This is a genomic window from Pseudomonas sp. P4_B4 (assembly GCF_056402255.1).
In genome coordinates, this window is the sequence record NZ_JBFUHS010000007.1 from 159,841 (window position 1) to 174,375 (window position 14,535).

Consider the following 14,535-nt stretch of genomic DNA (forward strand, 5'->3'; position numbering starts at 1 on the left):
TAGGTGTAAGAGCCCGTCAACGTCGCGCTGACGTGAAATTGTAACGGGTAGGCGCGCGGGCAATGTTTGGTCTGTCGATGAAGATAAGGCTTTGTTGGTCTTATCGCAGCAATGTGGCAGCTTCTAGGGGAGTTTCCAAACCCCGGAAACAACAAAGCCCTCGTATTGCTACGAGGGCTTTGTTTTGTATGGTGCGGCACCAGACGAACGGTAGCATTCGGCGCGGCTAGGTTTTCTGTGGGTCTGGAAGTCGGTGGAAAACTAGGCATACCCCTACCTATAGCTATAAATGAATCAGCTAAATATGGATTTTAGCGGAATCGAACTTGGGATGAAACGTTGCCTCAGAGCTAATTCAGAATAGTGTGTCGTGCTGAAATGGCTCGGTCGTCTCTCTCAAGTTTACAATCTCAATAGGGCATCCAAAAATATTGAAATCGTCAATATGCAGTGGGGGAACGCTGGGTGGAATCGTATTTTTCTTAACTCCTTCTCGTAACTCCATCAACAGCCGCCCTAGGACATTTGCACCAACTAACCTACTGTCGTCCTCTGGAACAGCTCCCCAGAACATATCGGTTCGAGACTGTTCCACAATAGGGGAGTCGCCAGTTTCAAGCAGAAGGGATGAGAATTTTGACCAGTTCTGTAATAATTTTGCAGATAAGCACCATCGCATAATACGTACTCTTACGCGCATCCAGTCAGGACGTGATTGCTCTCGGAACGGTTTGCTTCGCATTTTTGCCGTCATCGGACTTGTTTGCGAGACTATTAATTTTTGTATATCTGGTAGATGAGGGAAGCGGCAGGCCTGATAGAGAGCTTCCGATGTTAGAACTTTGGTTCCATTTATAATAATAGGGAAGCCGCCAGCCATATTGGATAGGCCGCCGAATTTCTCTTGCGTTTTAAGGAACACAATGCTTCGATCTCTCTCATAGGTACGGATTGCTACTTTCCCCATCATGTTCTCCCTACAATGCTTCGAATGCTCGCTCCATAGCCGCATCAGCGTTGGTCGACCTAGGGAACAAAGGGTACCACGGATCGCCCGCCCATAGCGCTAGAGGTGCATTGTTTGGGCAGTTTCTATACGTCACAAACATAGAGCCAAAACCAAGAGTTTCTAATATGCTAAATCCTAATGGTCTATGAGGGATCTTCAAGTTGGGGCATATAGTTCTGATATGCATTCCCTTTATCAAAAATTCTTGCTCTAGCAAGTGACGTCCAGATTCAGACGTAAAAAACTGTAAACTACCAATGCTGCCTGGTTGTCGGTATACGGGTTGATACTTCATTCCTTGGATGTAGTTGGTAACACTTTCATCTTGAGGTGCACATGTCGGCCGTAGAACATCGGATGAATACATGTAGCGTTTTCTATCCTCCGGATATATATGCTGTAACCAATTTATGGTTATGTTTTTTCCACTTTCCTTTATGACTTCATTGAGCTTTTTGTTAGTGTTGTATTCGCCATATTTGTGTAAGCTTATGATTGTCATAAACAGCGTGGCGCGAGATGGTGCGTTGTTTTTTATCCACTTCGATACATCATTGGTTACGCGTGATCCGGAGAATAAACCATCGTCTATGTACCAGTATACACTCGCCGTATTGGAGTTTATTAGTGGCGTAACACCAAGTTTTGAAGTAATAAGGTTGGACAAGATCCCCACAAACTCATGTTGGCTATTTCCACCTTCCTGGATATCCAGTAATGATACCGTGCTCCAGTATTTTGCAGGGTCTGGCCCAGCAAATTTACTGTGGTTGATCAGTTGCAGAAAAATGTCTTCTATGCGTTTTTTCGAGAAGTATGTTTTTTTAAGTGTGTGTACTATTTCACTAAGTATTGGGAGTTGCTTTTCTGGTTCAAACTGACTTATCCATTTCTCAACATGGGCGTAATCGATAGGCTTGATTTTCCCCTTGCGATAATCACCTATCGTTTCTAATAGTTCTGTAATTAACCCTTCCCGAGCGGCCATAAAAAATCCCTTTCAAATTAGTGAGATTTCAGATTGCCACTATTGCGTGCGTTTGAGAAGCCCGTTGGATCTAGTACCTTAGTCTGAGCCTACGAGTGGCTTAAATTTCTTGGGAGCTCCCCCCTCCCCCTCTGACGTCTTGCATACTATTCGGCAATGGGCTGATGCCGACTCCTTCCTAGCTTGGGCCAAATGGCGTTCCAATAATTGAACAAAGCCGATCTGTTTTCATGGTCTACATTTCTCGATGCGATAGTAAAGTTTGCACCTATAGAAGTGGATTCCAGGTCGAGAGTGGCCCCCTCTCAGGATGAAGACAAAAGAAATCTCGAAGCTGCAGTGAAGCATCCATAACGAATTGTGCCGGTTCACCAAGCGACAAATAAGCTGTCCTCCACGACCAGTGGCTGTTTACGTTATCTACTCGATCGTAAAAAACGGGTAGACTACCCGTTCTTTTTCATGGATTGAATGTTATGCATCTCGTCACCACCCGCGATGCCGCGAGGCTCACAGGTCTCTCAACAGATCAGCTTCGAGAGTGGACGAGTCGTAGGGCCTTGATTCCAGCGGACATCAAACCCAAAGGGCATGGCTCTCCCGCCCAATATTCCTGGCAAACAATACTCCTGCTGCGTTTGGCAGTGACACTCCGAGAGCGCTTCAAGCTGGAGCTACAAGCCCACCAACAGCTGTTCTTCAGTTTGGGAAATGGTTTGAGAAAGAGGTCCTTTCTCTCGCTTTGGGGTCAGTCGTTGGTATTGCAGGGTGGAGATGCATGGTGCTTGCAGGACTCAACAGAAAACGGCCATCCAGCAGACGCCTTTATCGTGTTGAGGCTTGATTCGCATCTGCAAATTCTCTCTGATGATTTTTCCATGTCGCCACCGATCCCCACCGCACAATTTCCCCTTTTTCCTGCTACTGGCGTAACTAGCGATTCCGCGGTCGCTTTTGGACGCCGCAGATGAACTACTTAAATATTCATATCCCATCGTATCGAGGCTGTTTGACATGAGCAGTTCCGCCTTTAAGAAGGCACTCACGGCAACCGGCTATTTACTACCCGACGGCAAAGCTGCTCCGGGACTAGTGTTTGCAGGCCACGAGAAGGATGCTCGAGTTCGCCCTTTGCTGTCCGCGAGTAGAACAGGGCTGAGTGCGGATGCCGTCTTCTCCGCTCAAAAAGCACCAACAGCAATATTCAAAGATGCGGGTAGCGAGCAACCTTCGGAAATTGATATCGGCCGTTGGCATGAGGCCGCTTGGAACCTCGGTCTGGCCCCGTTGCTATGGATCGTTACTCCCACCAATATCCGTCTGTATGATTGCTTTGCTTCCCCGCAACGAGAAACTGATGGCCAAGTGACCGCTGCGCCGCTAGGTGTGTTTGCGCTGGATGCTGAAGAGCGACTGAGTGAGCTTGACTCTATGTGTGGCCGCCACGCCACGGAAACCGGTGCTTTCTGGTCAAGCGACATCGGAAAGACAATTGATCGCCGGCATCGTGTTGATCGCGAGCTCCTTTCCGAAATCAAGGCATTGGAAGAGCATTTGACGCGCCTGCCCCCGGCCTACGGTCCGGCGTTGGAGGATGAGCGTGCAGAAGCACAAGCGGCGCGCGACTTTGCACAGCGCTTGATTGGCCGCTGTATCTTCACTTCATACCTGCTCGATCGCGCTATAGCCCAACCTTTTCTACCTGCAGGTATGCCTGCCCAGATCACCAGTATGTTCGCGACCGATGAGCGTGCGTTCGAGCTATTCGATTGGTTGCGCGCTACGTTCAATGGCGATTTGTTTCCGATGGATGACCCAGGGGCAGAGCACCATCGTTTGGGCGAGGCTCATCTAGCGCTTTTACGCGATTTTACCGAAGGGTGTAGCCTTGTTTCCGGTCAAAGACGGCTGTTCCAGTTCCGTTACGATGTTATTCCCGTTGATCTGATAAGTTCGATTTATCAGCAGTTTGCACGCTCTAGCGCTGCCGACCAAGCAGATGATCAAGGACTTCACTACACTCCTATTGAGTTAGTGCATTTGACACTTGATCCAGTATTCGAGGCGCTGCCTGCCACTGCTCGCATCATAGATCCTACTTGTGGCTCTGGAGCCTTTCTGGTTGAGGCTTTCAGGCGTCTTGTGTGGAAAAACACACAAGGCAAGCCTGCTAGCAGAGCGTTAGTGCGCGAAATACTTTATAAGCGCTTGTATGGCATTGATATAAACCGATCTGCGTTAGGTATTGCGGCATTTAGCCTTTATCTGGCGGCACTTGAATTAGACGAAGAGCCTGTTTCGGATATTGCCGATCTGAAGTTTCATCGGTTAATAGGCAGCACATTGTTCGAGGCGGATACAGTACAAGATGAGCTGCCAACATTAATAACCGAACGCTATTTTGATGCGGTTGTCGGCAATCCCCCTTGGACATTTGTGCGCCAGGAGCAACCTCGCGCTAAACGCAGGCTGGGGAAAGAGGAAACGGCACGCCCACGTCGCAGCCCCGATCAGGAATTCTTGTGGGTAGCCTCGCGCCTGGCTGGAGAGCACGGCCGAATTGGCATGATAATGAAGGCATCGCCTTTCTTTTCAAAGGACCCATATGCCATCGATGCACGCCAGGCCCTGTTCAGTCATCTGACACCCGTTGCATTGGTCAACCTGTCTGCGCTGCGAAAGGAGGGATTATTTCCTGACGCAAGTGGGCCCGCTTTGTTGTTTTTTGCACGGTGCGCGCTGGCGGGTACAGAGAGCAGTTTGATGATCGGTTCTATTCCATGGACGCCAGACTTTAAACGCAACGGAGTATTTCATGTAGGGCCGGGTGAGTTCAGAAGCTTGCCGCTGAAGCGAGCCTTGCAGACGCCCGCCATGTTAAAGGCTGCAACTTTCGGTACTGCGCGTGATGGCTGGCTGATCGAAAAATTAGAGCGTCGCTTTCCTACGTTGGATGAGTCTCTAAATAATGCAGGTTTGTTAAAGCTAGAAACTCGAGGCCAAGGTTTCCAAGTCAAGGGTGCTAATGCACTACCGGCACCTGATGAATACTTTAAGCTTCGAGTGTTAACTGCAGATACTTTTACTCCGTTCCGGATCAAGTCTGACTCATTGTCGGTATTTAAGCATCTGACGCTTCATCGATCACGCCGTCCCAGTATTTTCAAAGGACCTTTAGTAGTTTGTCCAAAGGGAAGTGCTAATTATGGGGTGGAAGTTGGTCGTTACAGCGCTGCGGTCTGCACAAACGACGTACTGTATACCGAGAGTTTTTATGGTATTTCGTTTTCGGATAACGACGAGAAGTGGGCATATGTTCTCACGGCCATCCTCAACTCGAGCCTGACGACCTTTCAGTTGGCATTCGGCGGTGCCGCGTGGGGATTAGAGCGGCCGACGGTAGAGCCGAACGATGTGTTAGCTATTCGAGTCCCTGACCTCAGAACAGCTGATAGCGCGGATTTGGCTGCAGTGGTAAAAGCTGAGCGTAACGCAGCTGCTAATCCAGATGACCCAGAGGCGCTAGAAGCACTCGATCAGGCGGTATTTGATCTATACGAGTTGGAACGTGATGAAACAGTGATTGCTCGTGAGAGTATTATTCGCGCTCGGATGCTTCTTCTTGAAGGTCGTGCGCAGCGTCTTGCATTCGTAAAGACGCCGGATGTTGCTGCGCTAACCGCTTATGCAGGCGAAGTCATACGGGTCGTTAATGCATTCCTTCGAGCAAAACGAGTGCGCCATTTGGAGGCTGTGGTCTATTCGCGCAGAATCGCGGCCGGAAACATCGTTGATGGGATTCCCGGTATTACTGCCGTCAAGTTCATGATGGTGCCAGGTGCTGCAACAGATGAGCCAATCGTGCATTTAGGAGATAACACAGACATGGAGCGGCTGGGTGCTGTGCTGCGTGGACAAAACAAATTAGATGTCCCGCCTTATTTAAATGAGCGTCGGCAACTACGCATTTACGGTGACAACGAATTGTTGGTTCTCAAGCCTTCCGAGGTTCGCTATTGGATGCGTACCACTGGACTCAATGACGCAGACGTCATTTTGGCGGACCATTGGATGAAGGATCGCCATGCAGTTCATTCCTGATACACCAGTGGGGCGCCCTTCACTTGATCTTTCAGAAGATGAAATTGCGATTGTTTCAGATCTTCTGTGCCTCGGCTCTACGGAAGCCCACACATATGTGACGGCCGGTATGCTTGAAGTTCCTATCACCACATTAGTGAAAAAAGCAATGCGTCGAGTGAAACGTCAACTCTCGCTTACCAACCTAGAAATCATGGGGGAGCATGAGCTATTAGACGTCGATAGTTCCTCGACAGATGTGCAGGGGCGAATCGATATTATCTTTAAGTTCCTACATCAGTTTGGTGATGAGGGAGCCTATGTCGGTGTTGAGTGCAAGCGCGTTGCTGATAACGAGCCTACGCTAAATCAACGTTATGTCACTCAAGGAGTCGACCGCTTCGCTTCTGGGAGGTATGCAGCAGGACACCACTGGGGTGTCATGCTCGGCTACGTCATCAAGCAGCCAACGGTCAGACTTGTAAAAAGTATCGACAAGCATTTACGCAAAGGTCATGGCGAGGCTGCTAGTTTGAATGCCACTCCCATCCATCCTAATTGCCTAGATATGTACGCCAGCGTCTTACAGCAGGCTGGCTACGCTCATCAGATCAGTCTGATGCATGTATTTGTCGACATGACGTCAGCCGCCAATACAGCATAAAAAATCAATTTGTTGAAATTTGTGCTTTTGATCCGAAGCCATGAATAGCTAAATCCATCAGCTAGCGGGCGCTCTTGAGTTCAAACTGGCCAATTGATGGCTGAGCGGTCTACAGCTTTCTAGCTACTGAATCGCTCTCAGTTTGCCATTTTCTATTGTCTGTATCGACAGCGCTGCAGCAGGAGGTTGCATGCCGAAAAGAGTGATCATATGTTTGAGTTCTTTTTTCCAAGGCGGACGGCTATCAACTGGATGGTTAGCCGGTAGTAATATCGCGTTGCTTCTTTTTGATTATCCATCCTGTGATTCAGAAACCACGTGAGATGTTTTCGCTGCCAAGTCCACGGACTTTCTCGTCCCCAGCGCTCCGAAATTGCACTTTGGATAATCTTAGCCTGTTGAGTATGGCGCTGACGGGTAGCATTTGATCCGGTGAGTACGCCAGTCATGAACAACTCCATGTCGAAAGGCTTGCTCATGTTCGACCCCCAATGTAAGCCGACACCACGTCGATGCGGCCGTGTCCGAGTTCATAGCTGATTTGTGCTCGGGCCTCCTGATCGAGGCATCGGTCGAGCTGGTAGCACCTGCCGCCGTTGATGGGCGCGAGATGTTGGGTGATTTGCTCATAGCGTTCGCACGCATAGGCCGCCCGTAACTCGTGGAAGCCTTTGAGCTTTTGCTGATGGAGGATGTCTCGGGCAGGGCGGACGATTCCCCGTTGGAAATCGAGGTAGCTTTCATTCGGTGCAAGCAGGTTGCGGCTACCATCTGGCGAGACTTGAAAGGCGAATGCCAGTGCGTCGCGGATGTGCTCATCCATCATTATCCAGCGGGGGGCTGAGGCTCCCGAACGGCCGCCTTTGGTGCCATCCTGAATGTTGATCTTGCCGTAGTGTTCGGCCTCACGTTTTAAGCGCGGTAAGTCGGCCAAAATGGCCTCGCGCAGGCGCATGCCGATGGCTCGAGCCAACTGCGCAATGGCCGCCGCGCGCGAGAGTTGGTGTTCGCAAAGCGTATCGACGATGCGTATTACGTGTTCGCGATCCTGGCCTTGTGGAGCTGTCGTGCGGATGGTGGTGCGCTGCATTCCCAACGCCTTGCTCGGACTCGGCACTTTCACATACTGATCACCACGAAGCGCAGCCATGGTTCGGTTTACGCTGGATAGCCGGTTTTGCGCGGTGGTGATGGCGAGGTCACCTTGTTCAACTTGATGACGCAGATGTATCGCGTAGTCCAACAAGGTTTGCCGATCAATTTGCCGTGCATCGTTAAACCCGGGCCCATCCTCCGATCGACACCAGCGTACAAACGCCTGCCAGCGATCACTGTGCGCTTTGACCGTTCCGTAATGCCCGCCGCCAAATAGGTCGCGCAACGCCTGCGGTCCGGCATAACTCAGCTGCCGGCCATATCCAAAATTACGCCCATCGCGTCTACCTACTAGCAGCATGATCAAACTCCTCTCGAAGCCAAAACGTTGAAGCTTTTCCCCACGTCATCCCGCCAAGAATGTTGAGTGTTATCAGGGATCAAGGCCCCTGCGACCTGTGAGGGTTGTCCACTAACGCGGGACTTGCGGCTCCTTACGACCGGGAGCTTGGGCATCTCATGATCTGGCCTCCTGAGCACTTCCGAGGAAGTGGGCGGGTGGAGGCTGCACTGGTTGACGAGACCAGCACCGCGAGATCCTGAGTCGGGTGAAGGCAGTGATGCGATGACCGGGGCATGCCTGACTGTCAGTCAGGTGCAGTCCATTCCCTGGGCTGCGGCACCATCATCTGCATCGCTGTTGCTGGTGACATCGGTGTTTGTCACGCCGATTGTCACGAGGGGAAATGCGGCAGAGCCTTGTACGAGTTGGGCTGCAGCAGCGGTAGGAGCGCCCGTCTCTTTCCAGAAGAAAGAGACGGGCGCAGGTTGGCGCAGTGAAATGGCCAAGCAGATAGGTTGCTGCAGGGCAGCAGGGTAGGGGGATGTATTTGTCGCAATGGCAACGATCTGAAGTAGGCATCCATCACTCGGTGAGTGACCGTGCGAGCCGCCGGACGCTAATCGCACTTTGGGAGAACCACCACTGTGTGGCGTAGCCTTAAAGGTTCTGGCTACCTGGGTTGCTGTCAACGACAGCGCTTTGCCCTATCTTTTCTACGCCTGTGGATAATTCGGGTCAAGGCTCGAGTTGTCGGGGTTTCTGCGGCTGTGGATGAAATTATCCACCGGTGGAAATCAGTGGTTTTCCACAGACAGTTGCGTGGACTTTAGATTTTTTAAGTGACGTCCATCCAAGCAGGGCGGCTTTGCAGCCCCGCTTGGATGGACCCGCGTGGAAGGGCGGACAACGGTGATCTCACAGGCTTACCCACGTTTGGATGCGCCACGGCTATTTTGTAGGGCTGTGATGTTGTCGCCGACTGGGTGAGCGAATTCGTGGGGTGTCACATGCCCATGGCGGTTGGCGTCGATGTAGTTGCTCCACCACGCCATGATCAGCCTGCGCTGTTCGAGGAATTCGGCCTTGTGGATATACGCGGCACGCACACGGTTGCGTTCCTTGTGGCTCATTTGTCTTTCGATGGCTGCGTCGGTCCATAACCCGGACTCCAGCAGAGCGCTACAGGCCATGGTCCTGAAGCCGTGGCCGCACACGTCCTTGCTGGTGTCATAGCCGACGTTGCGGAGCATGGTGTTCACCGTATTCTCGGACATGGGCTTCCAGTATTTGTGGTCGCCCGGTAGCACTAACTCTGAAAAACGACTGAGGCTGCGCAGGCGCTCCAGTATTTCGATGACCTGCGGCGAAAGCGGAACCATTTGAATGTCACCGTTCATCTTGGTCCCACGTGTGGAGTTGCGTACCCCTTCAATCGGTGCGCGCGTGTCGGGGATTTCCCACATGGCGCGTTGGAGGTCGAACTCACTCCATCGCGCGAAGCGAAGTTCGCTGGAGCGGACGAATACGTGCAGCGTCAACAGGACGGCGAGGCGCGTCAGCTCGCGGCCGTTGTAGTTGTCGATACGGTGTAGCAGTTCGGGTAGGCGGTTGAGGGAGAGGGCCGGGCGATGGACTGTGCGCGGCGCGTGAATCGAGCCTGCCAGATCCAGTGCAGGATTCATGGTGATCTGCCGAGCCCTTTTGGCCCCGCGCATGATGGTGGATAAGTAGTTCTGTACCCTTAACGCCACATCCATGGTGCCGCGTTCCTTGATGCGCTGGGTGATCTCTAGCAGGTCATGGGTATCGAGTTCAGCGATGGGTCGTTGGCCGATCAGCGGGAAGACGTGGGTACGCAGTCGGCTCATCACGGTTTTAGCGTGTCCTTCGGTCCAGCGACGGGACATGTCGGCGTGCCACTCCAGAGCAACGGTCTCGAAAAGCAGTGCCGCTCGCTGGGCTACGATCTTGGCCTTCTTCTTTTCTTCCATTGGGTCGAGGTTGTCGAGCAGCAACGCCTTGGCTTCGTCTCGCTTACGTCGTGCGACGGAAAGGGTAACGATGGGGTAATTGCCGATGATGAGCGTACCTTCCTTGCCGCTGGGCTTGGTGTACTTCAAGCGCCAGGTCTTCACGCCATTGGGTTTGACGAAAAGGTACATGCCGCCGCCGTCGAACAGTTTGTAGGCGCGTTCGCGGGTTTTTGCCGTGCGGCATTGCAGGTCGCTGAGGGGGATCGCTAGACGTGGCATAGGGGTACGCGCTCCTGACCGGGAAATCGCAGTACCCCTAACATACCCTCGGGGAAGGGGGATTTTGTTGGATCCCGACGGAGGGTCCTGGAACGAAAAAACCCGCCAAAGGGCGGGTTTTCGGGGCTTCCAGAGCATTCGGTGGAATGCAATGGAGCCTAATGTGGTGCCGGCACCAGGAATCGAACCCGGGACCTACTGATTACAAGTCAGTTGCTCTACCATCTGAGCTATACCGGCGTGTCAGGGCGACGATTATAGCGATTGGTTGGCTTCTGTAAACCCCTGAATTTTGACTATTTTTGTTCGGGCTTCAGGTCAGGTGCGCAGCAGGGTTTTCTTGAGTTTCTGAATGGCTTGCCAGGTTCGACTGTTTTGCATCGCGCGCAGCTGTGCTTCGGCCTGTTCGGCGCGTTGCAGGGCGGCGGCGAGTTGGTGTTCGGCGTCGCTGACGGGGTGGCTGAAGTTGTGGCCTTTGCAGAACTGGAACTCGTCCAGGTTGCACGGCGGGATGTCGAAGGCGGGTTTGAGGTTCAGGTGTTCTTCGGCGAGGTAGTAGGTGTTGATGCCGTCGAACAGGATGGAGTGGTAGCCGGCGTCGGTGACGAGGGTTTCCCAGGTCTGGTCGCGGGCCCAGGGGGTTTCGATGAGTATCACCCATGGCCGCCATTGGCTGAAGTCCATGCCGCGCAGGACGGTTTCTTCGTGGCCTTCGACATCGATTTTCAGGAAGTGAATGGCGCGGCCCTGGGCGTGTTCTTCGCAGATGGAGGTCAGGGTGCGGGACTTGATCGTTTGGCTGCGCACGTCCATGCCGGCGTCTTTGTGCATTTTGGCCATGGCCGGGTCGAGGGTCGAGAGGCCGGTGCCGGCGATTCCGTAGAAGGTCAGGTCGTCAGCACTTTCCCCGGCCGCGCACTGCAGGTTGGTGTCTTTGGGACGTTGCTGGCACAGGGCTTCGTAGTAGTTGGGCATCGGTTCGACGTTGATGCCGGTCCAGCCGTTGTCATAGAACGCCTTGGTGACCGAATCATGGGTGGGATGGTTTGCCCCGACGTCGATGTAGAAGCCGTTCTCGACGGTTTTGAGGGCGCGCCACAGGCGTATGTCTTCGAAATTCTGTGCGTAAGAAATGAAAGTCACTGGCGCATCCTGTCGGAAGAATGTTCTTGTTCGTGGCCGCGCTGCTGGCGCCCTTGCATGTGTGTATATCAAGAGTAATGAAAGGGTGCAATTTCCCCTGTCTGCGGTCCGGGATTAGGCATTTATGTCGTTTTCATTAAATGTTTATGCACAATGTCATTGGTAGCGCACTGGGTTTAGGCCGAATTTGTGGATCCGTTCTCGTTTGTCCGCAAATACCTGTTTTTTCGATTTTTTATGTGTGTGTACAAAAAATGAACAGTATGGATTTGACCATGAAACCGGCGTGGATATTGGATCCACGATAATTCCATCAACAGAGTTATCCACAGTCCGGATGTGTTTAAGCGCGTTCGGCCAGGAGCAGAAAATTACGCGGCGTGAGCGGGGTTTTGCAGAAGGTGCCGACGCGGACGCTGTAGCCCTGCTCGGCGAGGAAAAGTGCCCGGTCAAGGACCAGCCAAAGCTCCAGTGGGCGTCGGAAAAGTCCGCGTAGTAGTTCAAGGTTGCGCACTTCGGCCAGTCGCTGCCAACCGGCGGCTTCGAGGGCTGGCCAATTTTGCGGGCCGATTGTGGATAACTCTTTGAGTGCGGCCAGGTGATGGCAGTAATCGGCGAAGGGTTTGTCCAGCCATGCGCTTGGCAGGGAAGGGGTTGGCAGGTACTCGTCCATGCCCCGCAGTTGTCGTTGCAGCAAGTCGAAGCCCAGGCGTCGGGCCATGGAGGTGTCGCGTTGACGTCGCACGCGGGCGCCGGCGGTAACGGTTTCACTCATGGGCAGCGCGAGGTCGTCGAGGGAAAGCTTTAAACCAGAGTCTTTGGCGGCCGAGGAAATCGGCGAGTATTGGGCAAGACTGATCCGGTTGTAGCAGCACGGTGCAATGGCGAGTTGTTTGCAGCCTGTGGCACTGGCGAGTTGAATCAGCCGCACATGCAAATCACCGCAGGCGTGAAGCGCGACAGGCGTGTGATTCGCACTCAATAAAGAAGCAGCGTCTGCCGCGAGCACATCCTGTTCGATATGCAGCGCATGCAGGTGATGGCGTTGGCTGAGTGCCTGGCCGCTGGTTACCAGTGCCGGGTCGTATTCCAGGCACGTCAGTTGTTGCCCCGGTTGCAACAGGCGGCGCCCCAGATGTCCCTTGCCCGAGCACCAGTCCAGCCAATGCTTCGGTGCTTCGGAAAACTGCAATCGACTGGCAAAGGCTTCGATCTGCTGCCATTTGCGCCCCGGTACATCGACGTTCAATCGATGGCCCGCCGCTTCGAGTGCGCGTGCGGGCAATTCATCCTCGGCACTCAAGGCAACGGACATCCTTGCCAAGGAAGCAAAGGGTTCCGGTGCATTCAGGAGGGCTGGTTGGTTGTGAGCGTTTTCCGCGTCTTCCAGCGTTCGCTCGCGTAGCCATGCGGCTAACTCCGGGTAGGACGCTTCCCAGGGTAGCTGTAGATGAGTGAACGGCCGGGGTTTCCACAGTGCCTGATGCTCTGTCAGAAAAGCATCCAGCGCGGTGAAGCGGGCGAGCAAGGCCTCGCCCGTCAACACGCCGGCATCAACGCCCTTGGCAGGCATCGACGCGCAACCAGCGCTCCAGCAGCTTGAAACCGCGCACCAGCACATAGGCCATCACCAGGTAGAACATGCCCGCGGCGAAGAAGATCTCCACCGGCAGGTAGGTCCGGGCAATGATGGTGCGGGCCATGCCGGTCAGTTCCAGCAGGGTCACGGTGCTGGCCAGGGCGCTGGCCTTGAGCATCAGGATCACTTCGTTGCTGTAGGCCGGCAGGCCGATGCGCGCGGCGCGCGGCAGGATGATGTAGAACAGCGCTTTGGGTCTGGACATGCCCAGCGCCCGCGCCGCCTCGATCTCGCCCGGTGGTATCGCCTGAATGGCGCCCCGCAGGATTTCCGCAATGTAGGCCGCAGTGTGCAAGGTCATGGTCGCCGTGGCGCACCAGAAGGGATCGCGCAGGTACGGCCACATCGAACTGTTACGGATCGCGTCGAACTGCGCCAGGCCGTAGTAGACCAGGAACAGCTGAACCAGCAACGGCGTACCACGGAAAAAGAAGATGTAGCCGTAGGGAAATGCCCGTACCCACCACAGGCGCGACGAGCGGGCGATGCCCAGTGGAATGGCCAGCAGCAAACCGGCGATCACAGCGATGGCCACCAGTTCCAGGGTCAGGGTTGCGCCCTGGGCCAGTTTCGGCAGCCATTTGATGATGACTTCCCAGTTCATTGGGTGCTCCTCGCGAAGCCGCGAGCGGCACGTTTTTCCAGGAAGTGCATGCCGGTCATCGCCAGAACCGTCAGGCTCAGGTACATGAACGCGGCCACCATATAGAAGGTGAACGGCTGTTTGGAGACGGTCACGCCGATTTGCGCATGACGCATGATTTCTTCCAGGCCGATCACCGACACCAGCGCGGTGTCTTTCATCAGGATCATGAACAGGTTGCCCAGGCCGGGCAGGGCGATGCGCCACATCTGCGGCATGATCAACTTGGTGAAGATGCGCCATTTCGACAGGCCCAGGGCCACACCGGCTTCGCGATGGCCTTTGGGAATGGCAAGGATCGCACCGCGAAACACTTCCGTGGCGTAGGCGCCGAAGCACAGGCCCAGCGCGATTACACCGGCGGCGAAGGCATTGAGTTCAAGGTCGGGGTTGCCGAAGAACTCGCCCAGGGCACGCATCAGGTTGACCGTGCCGAAGTAGATCAACAGCACCCAGAGCAATTCCGGGATGCCGCGAACCAGGGTCGAATAAGTACCGCCAAGCCATTGCAGCGGCTTGTACGGGGAAGTCTTGGCCAAGGCGCCGAGCAGACCGAGTACCAGCCCCAGGCACAGGGCCGAGAGTGCCAGTTTCACAGTCATCAGCGCGCCAGCGGCGAGCGCCGGGCCGAATCCGTAGAGGTCGATAATCATGGATTTCTTTTCAAATCGCGGCAGGC

The 14,535-nt window shown here is 53.9% G+C and carries 12 protein-coding genes and 1 tRNA gene; 3 read left to right on the forward strand and 10 right to left on the reverse strand.

Going from position 1 to position 14,535, the window contains the following annotated elements:
- Positions 1-355 precede the first annotated feature (355 nt).
- Positions 356-967: an NADAR family protein gene (locus AC1DVE_RS10975; protein ID WP_477783915.1), complete on the reverse strand. Its 612-nt coding sequence runs from the start codon at positions 965-967 to the stop codon at positions 356-358.
- 10 nt (positions 968-977) lie between these two features.
- Positions 978-1,997, reverse strand: a complete 1,020-nt coding sequence (locus AC1DVE_RS10980) for a phosphoribosyltransferase-like protein (RefSeq protein ID WP_477783916.1) — start codon at positions 1,995-1,997, stop codon at positions 978-980.
- Positions 1,998-2,473: 476 nt separating this feature from the next.
- Here AC1DVE_RS10980 and AC1DVE_RS10985 point away from each other — a divergent pair, with 476 nt between their 5' ends.
- Genes AC1DVE_RS10985 through AC1DVE_RS10995 form a run of 3 tightly spaced genes read left to right on the forward strand, consistent with a single transcriptional unit; the run spans position 2,474 to position 6,741 of the window.
- Positions 2,474-2,968 (forward strand): MerR family transcriptional regulator, encoded by a 495-nt coding sequence (locus tag AC1DVE_RS10985; RefSeq protein ID WP_477783917.1) that lies wholly within the window; start codon positions 2,474-2,476, stop codon positions 2,966-2,968.
- 43 nt (positions 2,969-3,011) lie between these two features.
- The gene (locus tag AC1DVE_RS10990; protein ID WP_477783918.1) at positions 3,012-6,098 is read left to right on the forward strand and encodes an HsdM family class I SAM-dependent methyltransferase; all 3,087 of its coding nucleotides are present in this window, start codon (positions 3,012-3,014) and stop codon (positions 6,096-6,098) included.
- A complete protein-coding gene (locus AC1DVE_RS10995; protein WP_477783919.1) occupies positions 6,082-6,741 on the forward strand; it encodes a hypothetical protein in 660 nt (219 codons plus the stop codon). Before AC1DVE_RS10990 ends, AC1DVE_RS10995 begins: the two co-directional genes overlap by 17 nt.
- Positions 6,742-6,947: 206 nt before the next feature.
- Here the strand turns inward: AC1DVE_RS10995 and AC1DVE_RS11000 are convergent, their stop codons facing one another.
- From AC1DVE_RS11000 to AC1DVE_RS11035, 8 genes are all read right to left on the reverse strand, one after another.
- On the reverse strand, positions 6,948-7,220 hold the full coding sequence (locus AC1DVE_RS11000; protein ID WP_477783920.1) for a hypothetical protein: 273 nt from the start codon (positions 7,218-7,220) through the stop codon (positions 6,948-6,950).
- Positions 7,217-8,197 (reverse strand): integrase domain-containing protein, encoded by a 981-nt coding sequence (locus AC1DVE_RS11005; RefSeq protein WP_477783921.1) that lies wholly within the window; start codon positions 8,195-8,197, stop codon positions 7,217-7,219. The genes AC1DVE_RS11000 and AC1DVE_RS11005 overlap by 4 nt, the downstream gene beginning before the upstream one ends.
- Before the next feature lie 905 nt (positions 8,198-9,102).
- Complete coding sequence (locus AC1DVE_RS11010) at positions 9,103-10,431, reverse strand: tyrosine-type recombinase/integrase (RefSeq protein WP_024645034.1); 1,329 nt, start codon at positions 10,429-10,431, stop codon at positions 9,103-9,105.
- A 164-nt stretch (positions 10,432-10,595) separates the two neighbouring features.
- Positions 10,596-10,671: transfer RNA gene (locus tag AC1DVE_RS11015), tRNA-Thr, on the reverse strand.
- A gap of 78 nt (positions 10,672-10,749) precedes the next feature.
- Positions 10,750-11,574, reverse strand: coding sequence for an FkbM family methyltransferase (locus AC1DVE_RS11020; protein ID WP_477783922.1), 825 nt, complete (start codon positions 11,572-11,574; stop codon positions 10,750-10,752).
- Positions 11,575-11,917: 343 nt separating this feature from the next.
- Positions 11,918-13,147 (reverse strand): methyltransferase, encoded by a 1,230-nt coding sequence (locus tag AC1DVE_RS11025; RefSeq protein WP_223532787.1) that lies wholly within the window; start codon positions 13,145-13,147, stop codon positions 11,918-11,920.
- On the reverse strand, positions 13,128-13,817 hold the full coding sequence (locus AC1DVE_RS11030) for an ABC transporter permease (protein WP_008046525.1): 690 nt from the start codon (positions 13,815-13,817) through the stop codon (positions 13,128-13,130). Before AC1DVE_RS11030 ends, AC1DVE_RS11025 begins: the two co-directional genes overlap by 20 nt.
- Entirely contained in the window at positions 13,814-14,509 is a 696-nt protein-coding gene (locus AC1DVE_RS11035; RefSeq protein WP_057712425.1) for an ABC transporter permease, read from the reverse strand. Before AC1DVE_RS11035 ends, AC1DVE_RS11030 begins: the two co-directional genes overlap by 4 nt.
- Positions 14,510-14,535: the final 26 nt, after the last annotated feature.